This is a genomic window from Victivallis sp. Marseille-Q1083 (genome assembly GCF_903645315.1).
In the GTDB taxonomy this organism is placed as follows: domain Bacteria; phylum Verrucomicrobiota; class Lentisphaeria; order Victivallales; family Victivallaceae; genus UMGS1518.
Genome location: NZ_CAHJXL010000001.1, coordinates 3,158,237 through 3,171,094, shown reverse-complemented (window position 1 = coordinate 3,171,094; position 12,858 = coordinate 3,158,237). Strand labels below are relative to the sequence as shown.

Annotated in this window: 19 protein-coding genes and 1 pseudogene; 15 read left to right on the top strand and 5 right to left on the bottom strand. The window is 52.4% G+C overall.

What is annotated here, in order from left to right; genetic code table 11:
• Positions 1 to 284 precede the first annotated feature (284 nt).
• From HWX74_RS13120 to HWX74_RS20690, 4 genes are read right to left on the bottom strand one after another with little or no spacing between them, the layout of a single operon-like run.
• Positions 285 to 1,061, bottom strand: a complete 777-nt coding sequence (locus HWX74_RS13120; RefSeq protein ID WP_176013962.1) for an IS630 family transposase — start codon at positions 1,059 to 1,061, stop codon at positions 285 to 287.
• Between the two features lie 29 nt (positions 1,062 to 1,090).
• Positions 1,091 to 1,627 carry an IS630 family transposase gene (locus tag HWX74_RS13115; RefSeq protein WP_176013911.1) on the bottom strand — a complete coding sequence of 179 codons (537 nt, stop codon included), beginning with the start codon at positions 1,625 to 1,627 and terminating at the stop codon, positions 1,091 to 1,093.
• The gene (locus HWX74_RS13110; RefSeq protein WP_176013912.1) at positions 1,624 to 2,136 is read right to left on the bottom strand and encodes a winged helix-turn-helix domain-containing protein; all 513 of its coding nucleotides are present in this window, start codon (positions 2,134 to 2,136) and stop codon (positions 1,624 to 1,626) included. The genes HWX74_RS13115 and HWX74_RS13110 overlap by 4 nt, the downstream gene beginning before the upstream one ends.
• A 42-nt stretch (positions 2,137 to 2,178) precedes the next feature.
• Positions 2,179 to 2,463, bottom strand: coding sequence for a helix-turn-helix domain-containing protein (locus tag HWX74_RS20690; protein WP_176013961.1), 285 nt, complete (start codon positions 2,461 to 2,463; stop codon positions 2,179 to 2,181).
• Positions 2,464 to 2,499: 36 nt separating this feature from the next.
• Between HWX74_RS20690 and HWX74_RS13100 the strand changes: the two genes are divergently transcribed.
• The 11 genes and pseudogenes from HWX74_RS13100 to HWX74_RS13050 all read left to right on the top strand — a co-directional run bounded on the left by HWX74_RS13100 (position 2,500) and on the right by HWX74_RS13050 (position 10,333).
• Positions 2,500 to 3,621 (top strand): AAA family ATPase, encoded by a 1,122-nt coding sequence (locus tag HWX74_RS13100; protein WP_368506826.1) that lies wholly within the window; start codon positions 2,500 to 2,502, stop codon positions 3,619 to 3,621.
• A gap of 239 nt (positions 3,622 to 3,860) precedes the next feature.
• Positions 3,861 to 4,460, top strand: a complete 600-nt coding sequence (locus HWX74_RS13095) for an HNH endonuclease (RefSeq protein WP_176013959.1) — start codon at positions 3,861 to 3,863, stop codon at positions 4,458 to 4,460.
• Position 4,461: 1 nt separating this feature from the next.
• A pseudogene (gene nrdD / locus HWX74_RS20685) lies at positions 4,462 to 4,572 on the top strand (anaerobic ribonucleoside-triphosphate reductase); the annotation flags it as partial.
• A 389-nt stretch (positions 4,573 to 4,961) separates the two neighbouring features.
• Positions 4,962 to 5,435 (top strand): DUF669 domain-containing protein, encoded by a 474-nt coding sequence (locus HWX74_RS13085; protein ID WP_176013957.1) that lies wholly within the window; start codon positions 4,962 to 4,964, stop codon positions 5,433 to 5,435.
• A gap of 3 nt (positions 5,436 to 5,438) precedes the next feature.
• Positions 5,439 to 5,708, top strand: coding sequence for a hypothetical protein (locus HWX74_RS13080; protein ID WP_176013956.1), 270 nt, complete (start codon positions 5,439 to 5,441; stop codon positions 5,706 to 5,708).
• Entirely contained in the window at positions 5,695 to 6,654 is a 960-nt protein-coding gene (locus HWX74_RS13075) for an SPFH domain-containing protein (protein ID WP_176013955.1), read from the top strand. Before HWX74_RS13080 ends, HWX74_RS13075 begins: the two co-directional genes overlap by 14 nt.
• The gene (locus HWX74_RS13070) at positions 6,651 to 7,064 is read left to right on the top strand and encodes a RusA family crossover junction endodeoxyribonuclease (protein ID WP_176013954.1); all 414 of its coding nucleotides are present in this window, start codon (positions 6,651 to 6,653) and stop codon (positions 7,062 to 7,064) included. Before HWX74_RS13075 ends, HWX74_RS13070 begins: the two co-directional genes overlap by 4 nt.
• Complete coding sequence (locus HWX74_RS13065; RefSeq protein WP_176011562.1) at positions 7,010 to 7,234, top strand: hypothetical protein; 225 nt, start codon at positions 7,010 to 7,012, stop codon at positions 7,232 to 7,234. Before HWX74_RS13070 ends, HWX74_RS13065 begins: the two co-directional genes overlap by 55 nt.
• 1 nt (position 7,235) lies before the next feature.
• Entirely contained in the window at positions 7,236 to 10,007 is a 2,772-nt protein-coding gene (locus HWX74_RS13060) for a DEAD/DEAH box helicase family protein (protein ID WP_176013953.1), read from the top strand.
• Positions 9,982 to 10,122, top strand: a complete 141-nt coding sequence (locus HWX74_RS13055; RefSeq protein ID WP_176013952.1) for a hypothetical protein — start codon at positions 9,982 to 9,984, stop codon at positions 10,120 to 10,122. The genes HWX74_RS13060 and HWX74_RS13055 overlap by 26 nt, the downstream gene beginning before the upstream one ends.
• Positions 10,123 to 10,192: 70 nt before the next feature.
• On the top strand, positions 10,193 to 10,333 hold the full coding sequence (locus tag HWX74_RS13050; RefSeq protein WP_176013951.1) for a hypothetical protein: 141 nt from the start codon (positions 10,193 to 10,195) through the stop codon (positions 10,331 to 10,333).
• An 87-nt stretch (positions 10,334 to 10,420) separates the two neighbouring features.
• Here HWX74_RS13050 and HWX74_RS13045 read toward each other — a convergent pair whose 3' ends face one another.
• Positions 10,421 to 10,780, bottom strand: a complete 360-nt coding sequence (locus HWX74_RS13045) for a hypothetical protein (protein ID WP_176013950.1) — start codon at positions 10,778 to 10,780, stop codon at positions 10,421 to 10,423.
• Here HWX74_RS13045 and HWX74_RS13040 point away from each other — a divergent pair.
• The 4 genes from HWX74_RS13040 to HWX74_RS13025 are packed head-to-tail and all read left to right on the top strand — an operon-like array spanning position 10,760 to position 12,827.
• Positions 10,760 to 11,206 carry a YopX family protein gene (locus HWX74_RS13040; RefSeq protein ID WP_176013949.1) on the top strand — a complete coding sequence of 149 codons (447 nt, stop codon included), beginning with the start codon at positions 10,760 to 10,762 and terminating at the stop codon, positions 11,204 to 11,206. The two genes, HWX74_RS13045 and HWX74_RS13040, sit on opposite strands and share 21 nt — an antisense overlap.
• Positions 11,188 to 11,637 carry a hypothetical protein gene (locus HWX74_RS13035; RefSeq protein WP_176013948.1) on the top strand — a complete coding sequence of 150 codons (450 nt, stop codon included), beginning with the start codon at positions 11,188 to 11,190 and terminating at the stop codon, positions 11,635 to 11,637. The genes HWX74_RS13040 and HWX74_RS13035 overlap by 19 nt, the downstream gene beginning before the upstream one ends.
• Positions 11,638 to 11,671: 34 nt before the next feature.
• A complete protein-coding gene (locus HWX74_RS13030; protein ID WP_217704955.1) occupies positions 11,672 to 11,947 on the top strand; it encodes a hypothetical protein in 276 nt (91 codons plus the stop codon).
• On the top strand, positions 11,928 to 12,827 hold the full coding sequence (locus tag HWX74_RS13025) for a radical SAM protein (protein ID WP_176014601.1): 900 nt from the start codon (positions 11,928 to 11,930) through the stop codon (positions 12,825 to 12,827). The genes HWX74_RS13030 and HWX74_RS13025 overlap by 20 nt, the downstream gene beginning before the upstream one ends.
• Positions 12,828 to 12,858 lie beyond the last annotated feature (31 nt).

Sequence of the window (12,858 nt, the reverse complement as noted above, 5' to 3'; positions counted from 1 at the left end):
TTGACGTTGCAAAACATCACTGTAATTAACATTCTAAAATATGAATATAACAAATAATTCAATAAGATTTACTTATGTTATTTATCAACACGCAAGGTGCAAATAGGCTCGGTTTGATTGCAGAAAGCTCTTGTCTGTTTTGACACGAGATGTTAAAGCGGACTTATCATACGGCATTGCCATTTGCCGAACCTTTGAAAAATCTCTTTTTCTCCGTTTCAAAAATACGGTTTTTGCAATGGCTGATACCGGTGCTTTTTCCCGACTATTGTACCGGCAACTAACTAACTTGCATATAAAACAGTCTTGGAATGGAATAATTTCTTGATTCGTTCCGGTTGTTCAGCTATCATTTCCATATGTAGCTTGGCATGTTCGGTTATTTTTCCTTTGGCGCGCCCCAAGGGCTTGTTGCTCAGATTTGATTTCAAGTCGCGGTTGAGATATTCATCCGGGTTCAGGTCGGGACTGTAGCTCGGCAAGTAAAATAGCCTGATGAAAGCCGCGTTTTCCTGCAGAAAACCAGTCAACGTTTTGCTGTGGTGAACCCGCAGGTTATCCAGAATCAAATACACTTTCCGCTCATTTTGACGAATCAGACGTTCCATGAATTGGATCAGGAGTTGAGCTGTCATCGTTTCGCTGTAAAACATGAAATGAGTTTTCCCCTGGTTGGTAATCGCGCTGATCATATTAACTTTTTCGCGTACCGGATTGACTGCTTGCACCGGGGGGTTGCCTTTCGGCGCATAACTGCGGCCCTTGGCCTCGTCATTGCGAATTCCTGTTTCATCCCCCCAAAAGATATCCGCATCTTCTGATTTTGCCAGCTTTTTGATTCGGGGATACTCCTCAATCAGCCATTTTTGAACGTGCGCCTCATTGCGCTGATAAGCTTTCTTAACTGGTTTTTGCGGCGTAAATCCCCAGCGTTTCAAGTACTCCCCCATGGTTCGGACTGGTATTTCGATTCCAAACGAAATCTTGATGTGCAACCGTACCGCCTGACGAGTCCAGAGCGCAAATGGCAATTTTAACTGATCCGGACAATGATCGACCAAATCTTTCCGTATCTTATACTATTTCGCTTTCAAACACAGACCATCCAATCAAAAAGAGAAAATGATTGTATCGTTTTCGGATTTTCGGAAAGTTGAAGCAAGACCTCACATAATCTGTCTTCGAGTTGTTCGAGCGACTGCCAGAACCAGTTGTGAGTTAAAACAGTTCGCATATGTTTCCACAAGTGTTCAACAGGATTGAGTTCCGGACTATACGGGGGCTGAAATTTGATGAGAATATTGGGATATTTCAGCAAAGATGAACTTTTATGCCAAGCAGCCTGATCCATGATGATCAAGGTTGGTTTTCCGGCTCGTTGCCTGGCAAATTCATCCAAAAAAATCTGCATGCAGTCCATATTTGAATATGGCATGATCAGCGAACACAGGTCTCCTGTATCCGGGCAGAGGGCGGCATAAACATAGCTGTATTGACGAATCCGTTGTGAAGGTAATTGAGGACGGATTTTTTGTGGCGCCCAGCAGGGAACCGGATTGGACATGCGTCCGAAGATTCCTTCATCCTGGAAATAGACTTCCAGTGATTCGTCGGATGTGAGATTCAATTCTTTTCTGGCGGAATCCAGCAAATTCGAGTAGTTTTTTTAAAGGCCGAGCGAGCATTTTCATCTCCGTTCGGGTGATAAGTATGCGGCATGATTCTCCGCCACCGGTTGCGATGCAACAAATCATAGGCATAGTCTTTTGGAACTTCATGTCCCACTTTTGCTTCGACGGCAATCTTGACCGCATGAGCCGTGATGATTACTCCCCGTTCAGCTTTCTCCTGTAGCGACTGGAGCAATTCCTGCTCGGCAGTTTCAGAAAGAATGAAGCGATGACGACCGCCACGCCCAACAAGAATATAGTTCTCTGGGCCTTTTGTGTTATAAAGCCAAGTCCATTGAACCACCGTCTTGCGAGATACAGAACAGATATTTGCGATCTCACAAACGCTCAAGGAAGGAGTTTGAAGACGCAAAAAGATCGCCTGCCAACGGCGGAATTGAGCAACACTACAAGCTTCCTTCATTCGCAAGGATATTTCTTCTACGGTTAAATGCGGTTGAATCATCGGTAACCTCCTGTTTCGGTTACCGATAATATAGCATCATTTTTAATCGATGTCTATGTTTGAAAGCGAAATAGTATTACTCTCTTCATGCGGAAGCAGACGGCGTCCAAAGCCGACTGGACGACCGCATTTCTTTACTTTCAAAGCAGACAAGCCGCTTTTTTTCCACTTGCTTATCCACTTGCCCACCGTGTTGCGGTGCGCTCCGACGATTTTTCCGATTTCTGTACAATTATTACATTTGCCGCTTTGATACAATCTCACGGCCTGCTTGCGCCGCTCTTCAAGAGCGACCTTATCGAGTTTTCGGGCATCTTGAGTTTCCATGATGATAATATACACCATCAAGCAAATATTGCACGTATGTTAATTGCCGAATCTATAGAAAGCCGGGAAGAACTGCTTCGCGGCCTTTGTGATGGCGATGGGTATGTGGTTCGTCCGGGCGCGGTCGAAATTACCACTGCCAGTCCTCGGATGGCGGAAGATATTCTGTTTCTTGTCCGTTCTCTTGGCGGTTCGGCTACGATGGAAATCCGCCCGGCGCATTACCGCAAAAATGGTGAAAAACATGATGTGAAACCGTCACATCGGATTTATGCGTCTTTCACCAACGGTGTGGTGCCGGTGGCATCAGCCAAGCACATGAGCAAATGGAAATTCCCGGAATGGATGATTCGTCATACAATCCGGAATGTGGAATCTGTCGGCAAAAAGGAATGTCAGTGTATTGTAATTGATTCGCTGGACTCTCTTTACGTCACCGATGATTTCATCGTAACGCACAACAGCACCTTCGGCGCGGGAGCGCCCGGTGCAATCTTCGTGCAAACCGAGGATGGGCTGGGAGAAATCAACTGCAAGAAGTTTCCGCTGGCGCACAACATGGCCGAAGTCACCGCGGCGTTGACCGCGCTCCGGGACGAACAGCACGATTTCCAAACCGTCGTGATCGACAGCGCCGATTGGCTGGAACGCCTGATTTTCGATGAAGTCTGTCGCGAATATGGAGTCCGCAGCATTGAAAAAGCGGACGGCGGCTACGGCAAGGGCTACACCCATGCTCTGACGCATTGGCGCAAGGTCATCGCTCTGCTGCAGGAGCTCCGCGACAAACGCGGGATGATGGTCATTCTGGTCGCACACGCAAAAATCGAGCGGTTTGAAGATCCGGAAAATGCGGCGTATGACCGTTACACGCCCCGGCTTCACAAACATGCGGCCAGCCTCATTTCTGAATGGGTCGACGCGGTGCTGTTCGCCAACAAGCGCTTCCGCGTCACCAAGGAGAATGCGGGATTTTCCGGCGAGCGGGCGATTGCGGCGCCGATTGGAGCGAATGGCGGCGAACGCATCATTCGCACGGTTGGCTCCCCGGCGTGTGTGGCGAAGAATCGCTACGGCCTGCCGCCTGAACTGCCGCTCAGTTGGCAGGCGTTCGTGGACGCTTACCAGAAGATTCAAGCCGAACATGCCACGGTGTAAATACTGCCAGGGGCGCGGATGCCTGTACTGTCCGCCCCCCGAAGAACCTCCGTCGCCCGGATTGCTTGCCAGCTTCCGACTTGATGACCCGTCCGACATGGAATTGGCAAAGCAGGCCATCGGCGGCCCGGCGCTCACACGAGCGTTTGCTCCGGGGGGTGGAGGTGTGGACGAGATCATCAACAACTGCCGCAATGCGAGTCTGATACAGGCGATTCGCCAGGCGGTGAAAGCAGAGGATGGCAGATAAATTGACTGAATCTGTGATTTGGATGGTAATTCCAGAAATTCCAACACACGAAGTATCCAGCCTTGGGAAAATTAGAAGCACAGATCGCATCAGCGCTGTTGAGACACCCAAGCGTTGTTACAAACGGAAATTGAAAGGACATCTTCTTCGTCGAGTGTTCACGACCTTGAATGGCCAACCGCATTATGTAACCGTATCCGTCAACAACCATAACTATCTACTTCATCGTCTGATTGCAAAGACATTCTTGGCCGATAGCTATTTTGACGGAGCCCATGTTAATCATAAAAATGGGAATAAACAAGACAACCGTGTGGAAAACCTGGAATGGGTCACCCCTTCAGAAAATGAACGGCATTCATATGCGGTTTTAGGAAAGCAAAGCTGGAATGCCAACCGCCATTATTTAAACAAAAATGGGCTGAAGATAAGAAAGAAAAACTACCTTATCCGTTGTTTTGAATTGCTATTCTGGAAAGAAATATCTCATTGGACGGATGGTAAGTTGGCTAAATTCTGTGGCCTTAGCACGCGTCAACTGAATTATAATCTCCAAACAGCCAGGAAGGAACGCTTAACACATGAGTAAATGTGGTGTAATCTGCGAAGTCTTTAGCCGTTGCTGCGGGTACTTTCGCCCCGTCAGCAATTGGAATAAGGGTAAACGCGAGGAGTTCAAGGATCGGAAGGTATTTGATGTTTCCGGTTATGGGAACAAAAAAGAGGTGAATGGAAATGCACGAAAACATAAAAATAGCAACAAGACCACTGGTGTGTGATCTTTGCGGCTTTCGGATTCATCCCGGCGAGCGGTACCGCGTTGTCCGGGACGAATATACCCCGATGCCGTATCATGAACACATCCGGTGTCCGGGAGGAGCTGCCGTGGTTACGCCCCGGCGATGCCCGACTCCGATAAAGCCGAAAGCGTACTGTAACGCGCTCTGTCCGGCGTAACACTCTCTTACGACAAACGAAAACACACTCAGACGCGACGATTCCGAGCATCGCGCCGGGCGGAGCCTTCGTCTGTCGAGAACGGAAAAACAGTTCAACAACACGCCTCATGGCGTAAGACAAAGGATTTATCATGGCTACACTCAATTTCGATGCCAACAATGTCGATCCCTCGGTCGGTTTCGACCCCATCCCCGCAGGGAAATATCTCGCGGTCATCGTCGATTCCGAAACCAAGACGACCAAATCGGGAACCGGCGAATACCTCCAGCTGGAGTTCGAGGTCATTGAGGGCGATTACAAGGGGCGCAAACTCTGGGCGCGTCTGAATATCAAGAATCCCAATGCCGACGCCGTCCGCATGGCGCAGGCCGATCTGTCGGCGATCTGTCGCGCGGTCAATGTCATGACCCCGAGCGATTCGGTCGAGCTTCACAATCTCCCGTTGACCATTACCGTCCGCTGCAAAAAGAACCAGGACGACGAAATGACCAACGAAATCCGTGGCTACGGCCCGCGTGAAGCGAACACCGGCTCGGTTGCCGCGAAGCCGACGACACCTGCGCCCCAGGGAGCAAGCGACGCTCCGCCGTGGGCAAGGAAGTAAGCGATGCGGAGATTAATCATCCCCTTCGCCTTGGGAGTGTTCTTTCTGGCGCTTGCCGACATGATCGGCAAGTTTGCCGGAAGTGAGATCGGTCTCAGAACCCTGAACGAACAGCTGAACGGAACGCTGCCGGCCGGGGTGCTCTACAAGATGCTGACCGATTATCTCTCCATCGCCTTCAATGCCGCCGCCCTTGGGTGCGGCGCGTGGCTCGGTTATCGAATTTACATCATCATCAAAACAAAGGTTCAGGAATACAATGAAAAACATTAAGCTCATCTCTTTCGTTCTCTTCACCGCCATCGCAACCAGCCTCGCTCTGACCGGGTGCGGTCCGTATCCGACCGAACATGCGGTTGAGGTCAAGAACCACGAAACCGCGTTCGTCGTGCCGCTGGAGGGCGACTCGAAAAAGGATCAGGCGCAGTTCATGAGCGTCGAATACCTGGAGAAGGCGAAGGTCGCCACCAAGCGGATCATCATTCCGCTCCGCAAACGTTCGACCGGCCGCGCCTGGTTCGATTATGAATGGATTCCGCTGGCCCGTGTGATTGTCGTTGACCGCTCGCCGGTTACCTGTCAGTGGCTGGAGAAAGACGGCATCAAGGTCGAGAGCCTGGACAGCGTCGGCTTTACAGCCGGTGTGAACTGTACGGGTATGATTAAGGAAGAGGATGCGGCCAAATTCCTCTACTATTACCCCGGCAACAGTCTCACCGAGGTGATGGGCAAGAACGTCAAAGGGTACATTCAGAACATCCTTGCCCGCGAGTTCGGCAGTCGCGATCTCTCCGTGTGTCAGAAGGAAAAGAAAGATATCGTTCTTGAACTCTCCAAGGAGCTGACCGCACACTTCGCACAGTATGGCATCACGATTTCCTCGGTCGGCATCGCGGACGGCATGCTGTATGACAATGCGGAGGTGCAGAAAACCATCGACGCCGTTTTCGTCAACGAGACCCGCGTAAAACAAGCCGAGCAGGAGCGTGAAGCGCAAAAGGTCATCAATGAGAAGGAACTCTCCATCGCGCAGAATGAACGCGCCAAGGCCGAGGAATTTGCCAAAGCCGCCGAGGCCCAGACGAAAATGATCGACTTGAAGATCCGCCAGATGGAAGCGGAAGCGAAGCTGGAAGCCGCCCGGCGTTGGGATGGTAAAGCGCCCGGAGGCGTCGTTCCGAGTAATTCCCCGTTTCTGTTCCAGTTCGGGAACAAATGACGCAGGAGTTCGAATTACCCTGGCCCCCGAGCGTGAACCATTACTACAGGCACGTGGGGCCACGGGTTTTGATCAGCCGGGACGGGAGGCGGTATCGGGAACTGGTAACCGCGCTGGTCAGGCAGAAGAACATCCGCCCGTTCGAAGGACGAATTTCGCTTCATGCGGAATTCTATCCTCCGGACAGACGGCGACGGGATTTGGACAATGTCGGAGGAAAAGTTCTGCTCGACACCCTGCAAGCAGCGGGACTTTACCGCGATGACTGCCAAATCAAACGAATCCTCCTCGAAATGCACGAGCCGATTGACGGCGGGTTGTGTTTCGTAAAACTTGAAGACATGGAAGGAGCCGAATGGAACGAAGACAAAACAACGGGCGGCGATGCCAAATTGTCCAAGAGTTCGTGACCGATATCACGGATGAAACCGAGCGCCTGGTCTGCTTTCTTTATATGAATAACTACACCGACCGGGAAATTTGCAGACGGCTGCACTTGACCCCGGCTCGCCTCGAAAATATCAAATTGAAACTGGCGTTCGATCTCAAAAAAGCAGGTATTCGGACCGGGGAGGAATGAAATGATAACCCCTCGACCGTACCAAACTGCTGCGGTTGAGGCTGTCTATCAGCATCTCCGCACGAAAGAAAATAATCCCTGCGTGGTGTGTCCGACAGGATGCGGGAAATCGATAATTTTGGCTCAAATCGCGACAGACGCAGTGAAAAAATGGAATGGACGGGTACTTGTCCTCGCACATGTCAAGGAACTTTTGGAGCAAAATGCGGATAAAGTCCGAAAACTGTGTCCTGAACTGAAAATTGGCGTTTATTCTGCTGGTCTGAATAGCCGAGACACCGCCGGACCGGTAATCGTCGCAGGAATCCAATCGGTGTACGACAAGGCATGTGATCTCGGAGCTTTCGATCTTATCATCGTGGACGAATGTTTTCCTGCTGGGACATTGATTGACACGCCGCGCGGACAGGTTCCAATTGAAGATTTGTATGTGGGACAACCGGTCAGACACGCGCTTGGAGTTGGAAATGTTGAAGCGATCTCATCGCGTCCGACATTTGAAATCATGAAATTGGAGTTGAGTAATGGAAACATTATTGAATGCACCGCCAACCACCCGTTCTTCACTGAATCCGGTTGGTGTGCAGCGAGCTCCTTGGCAGTGGGAGCGCGTCTTTTCAGCTGTGAAGACGTGTCCCGTTTGCGGGAAGGACTATCAGCCACACGTATGGTTCGATCCGAACGGGAACCCGATCAGATGTCAAATGGAAAAGGCATGGCTTCTTCGGAAATATTGTTCTCCACAATGTTTGAAGAATGCAAAAAGACATCCGGCATCGGGAAATGCTGCAAAACCGCAGGAGAGCTGGAGGCAACGAGCGAGGATGGCGGTAAAGATCTGTCTCTGCTGCAGGAAGGAATTTCGCCCGCGTTTTTACCATATGCAGCCGATGTCGGAAAAGATGTGGGGTCTGCAAGATTTTTGCTCAATATCCTGCTCGAAGAAAGTCAAGAATCCGATGTTTCTGCCGGGTGTTGTGGAGAAAGTGTCTGCGACCCTGAAAGCAATAGGTCACAAACCGCTGGTTCACGGCGGGAACGGGAGAGTGTTGCCTTTGCCGCAGGAACTACTGGCACAACTTTTGGAAGCGGAAACGGAATATCCGGTCACGACAACGGCGCAACAGCGTCATGCGGGAGCGTCGCATTGCTACAAACTGGATGTGGCAATCCCGTTTCTCCGTCTGGGAATACAACTGGACGGGGGGAGTCACTTTGCGAAGAAAATCCGCAAAACAGACAAACGGATTCGGGTATGGCTGGCGGAATTAGGGTGGTCGGTATTACACGTATCAAACTCAAAAGCCCTCGAACTGTGTACAATCTGCAAATCGCGGGACACCCTTCTTACTATGTTGACGGAGTCTTGGTTCACAACTGCCATTTGATCGCCCCCGATGGCGACGGGATGTACCGGACGTTCCTGAAGGACATGCAGCTCATCAATCCGCGTGTCCGGCTGATCGGGCTTACCGCGACGCCGTTCCGGTTGAAGGGAGGTCTCATCTGTCAGCCGGATAATCTCCTGAATGAAATCTGTTTCGAAGCCGGGCTGAAAGAGATGATCCAGCAGGGATACCTCTCTCCATTGACTTCCAGGGCCGGGCGTGTGGAAGCGAAGCTCGATGATCTTCACGTCCGTGGCGGTGAGTTCGTCAACGACGAGATCGCCGCGGCGATGGACAATGACGAGCTGGTCTCGGCGGCCTGCCGGGAGATTGTGGATTTGACCCGCGACCGAAAGTCCGTGTTGATTTTCACTTCGTCCGTGGAACACTGCAAGCATGTGGCGGAGAAGCTGGAAGCCTATTCTGGAAAAGAGTGTGCTATCGTAACTGGTACTACCTCTCCGGGCGAACGAGCGGAGATTCTTGCCCGGTTCAAGGGAGAACACATCCCGGCAGATCTCTTCGGAACGCCCAAACCGCCGCTGAAATTTCTCGCGAACGTGAATGTGCTTACTACCGGGTTCGACGCCCCGAACGTGGACTGCGTGGTGCTGCTTCGTCCTACCAATTCGGCGGGCTTACTGATCCAGATGGTCGGCCGCGGAACCCGGCTCAGTCCGGAAACACAAAAAAGCAATTGCCTCGTGCTTGATTACGGGGGCAACATCCTCCGACACGGTCCGGTAGACATGATAAAAATCAAAGAGCCTGGGGCCGGGAAAGGCGGCGACGCGCCGGCAAAGAAATGTCCTCAGTGTTTGGCGCTCATTCACGCCGGGTTCGCGAAGTGTCCCGAATGCGGATATGAGTTTCCGCCGAACGAAGGCAACGACAAACTTTCGCAGACGGCATCGACGGTCGGCATTATCTCGGGTCAGGTCGAATACACCGACTATGACGTTCAGGAAGTGTTTTACTGCGTCCATGAAAAACGGTATGCCGAGCCCGGAACGCCCCGGACGATGCGCGTCGATTATCAGGTCGGATTCAACGAATTCAAGAGCGAGTGGGTTTGCCCCGAACACACCGGGTATGCCCGCGGCAAATTCGAAAAATGGTGGCGTGAGCGGGCGGCTCTCGGCTGTCCGGTTCCGAAGACCGCGCACCAAGCCGTAGATTTGGCCACACAGGGCTTTCTGGCGGCTCCGGCGTCCATTACCGTGAAAACGGTCGCGGGCGAGAAGTTCGACCGGATAACGGGCTGGCGCTTGAATTCCCGCCCGGAGTACACGCCTCCGCCCGAACCGGGCTGGAATGACGATGATGGAGGCAATTACCCAAGCCTGCCCATGGAGCCGTATGATGACGACGAAATTCCCTTCTGATCGGCTGAACGCGGCCGCTTACATCGTCCTGCTGGTGCTGGCTTCGATTCTGAGTCTTCCGCTGTTCCTGCTGCTTACCATTCATGAAACAATCAAGGAGATGAAACGCAAATGATCACAAAAGAAATGGAACGTTTTCCCTCGCGCCCGGATGCGGTTGAGCCCATCGAACCGGAGGTGGATTCGTGACCGCCGTTAAAATTTTCCCCATTCTGCTGATTGCTCTGGACATCGGCGCTGCCGGTGTTTACGCATTCAACGGCGACTGGCGGCACACCATCTATTGGCTAGCTGCCGCAACCCTTACTGCAACAGTAACTTTTTAAGGAAAAATCTCTATGAGTAATACCATTCCCCTCCGCTTTGAAGACACCTACAAGGTGCAATGCTCGAATTTCCCCTGTCCGTATCATTCAACCAAATGCGGGAAAAGCACCGCGACCTGCGAGTTGAAAACCATATACATCGGCAATGACGGCCGGTGCGGAAACCACCCGAGCGAGCTGGTTCCGGATTTCCGGGAAGCGACTCACAAGTCCTTCAAACAGGCGATTGAACACTTCAGCAAGTCCCCCGGCGCCGTTACCGGCCATGACCGCGAAGACTGCCTGAAGATGCGAAAGCTCATGGACGAGAATCAGCGTCTTCGGAACATCATCGAGGAGAGTTGCAACAACTGCAAGAGCCACGCCTGTAACAAATGCCGGATTGCCCTGATTTTCCGCAGCGAATAAAAAAAGAAAGGTTCCAATATGCAATTCAAACACATCCACCAGCCGGAATTCACCCTTGAGTTCCGGGCGTTCCACCGGTCGACGCTGACGCTGTTCCCGGTTTACGGCTTCAATGCTTCGTTCGTGTTCGAGGACACGCTCGACGGCGTTGAGACCAGCGAAACGAATCCCGCCCGGCGCGAAGACTGCGAAATCGACCAGTGGACGGGCTTGCTCGACCAGGAAGAAAAGAAGATTTTCTCCAACGACATCGTGGAGATTTTCAACAATGCCGGGGAATCGGTCGGGCTGTTCATCGTTCGTTTCATCAATCTGCAGGGGCGCTACGTGCTGGACGGCCTCACGCCGAACACGCACAGCAGCCGTTTGACCCTTTATCAGAAAATCCGCATTGTCGGGAACGCACACAAGAATCCCGAACTCTGCCGGCACGAGGAGAGACACGCATGTCCACCCGCTCGGTAATCGCGATTGAAGATCCCGACAAGCAATGTCGGGGAATTTACTGTCATTTCGACGGATATGTGAGCAACAACGGCCGGTTGCTCATTGAACACTACAATACCCCTGAGCTGGCCGAAGCCCTGCTTGCTCTCGGAAACTTGAGTTGTCTTGGCGAACGTCTTGCTCCCAAGCCCGGCGAAGCACACGACTACGACAGCCCGGTCCGGGATATCTGCATCGCTTATCACCGGGACCGCAGTGAGGATTACCAGCCTCCCAAGTTCTGGCACGATGCGAACTACCTGTTGAGCAAAGCCTCCGACAGTTATTGGGCTGAGTATGTGTATCTGTTTCGCGAGGGGTTGTGGTACGTCGATTCGACCTATCAGCCGCTGGGCTGGCGGCCGGTCGCCGAAGTTTTGAAAGATGAGGAGAGCAAGTCCGATGAATAAAATCCCTCTCGAATGGCGGGTGACCGAGTAGCATTTGAAACAGGAGCTCGTGAGCGCGGACGAACGCTGGCACATCTCCCGCTCGCAAAAAGGCAAGACTCCGTCGCAATTCTTCCTTTCCAATCATGATTTGCTTCTGACTCCGCATGGGATCGGCACAAATTACGTTCAGTGCTTCGAGACCTTTATTTCGAACTGCGATGACTTCATGGAGAAGCTCGCGGGCATCCGCGAAGAGGCGCAGAAGCATTTGGAGTGGCTGAAGACGGCGGAAGAGAAGCGGCTTGAAGATGAAGGTCTCGCTGATTGACGTCGATGGCCGCGGATTTCCCAACTTGGCGCTCATGCGCCTTTCGGCATGGCACAAGCTCTGGGGCGACGATGTGGAGTGGTACTCGCCGCTTTTCAGCCGCCCCGAGCGGCTCTACATGTCAAAGGTCTTCACGTTCACCCCGGATTATTCAGACCTTGCCGCGAACGCACCGAATCCCGTGTGCGGCGGGACCGGATACGATTCGAGCGTGAAGCTCCCGGACGATGTGGAGCGGACGCTCCCCGACTATTCCCTTTACCCGGAGTTCACTTCCGCCTTGGGATTTCTCACGCGGGGATGTGTTCGGGAGTGCTCTTGGTGCATCGTTCCCCGGAAAGAAGGGAAACTCCATGTCGTCGACGACATCGAGCGGCTCTGTGCCGGCAGAAAGAATGTGGTTCTGCTCGACAACAACTTCCTCGCCGCTCCGGCAGCGTTCGTCACTGAGCAGCTGGAGAAGGCGAAGCGGCTGAAGCTCCGGCTCGATTTCAACCAGGCGTTGGATGCCCGACTGGTGAACGAGCAAAACGCCCGGGAACTGGCTGAGACGCGATGGATCAAGTTTATCCGCTTCAGCTGCGATACGGCCGCGATGCTTCCACACGTGAAGAATGCCGTCCGCTTGCTCCGCTCGGCAGGATTCCGCGGCGAGTTTTTCGTCTACGTCTTGGCGCAAGAGCTCGAGGACGCGCACGAGCGGATCTGCCACTTGGCGAAGCTTGATAAATACGTCACACCCTTCTGTCAGCCGTTCCGGGATTTTTCGGGAAAGAGCGAACCGCCGCTGGAGCTGCGTCGCCTGGCCCGCTGGTGCAACCGGCAGGAAATCCGCAAGTCCGCCCCGTTCGAAGAGTACAATTCAAGTATAAGGAAATAAAGAATGTGGAACCTCAGACGAATCCAACCGC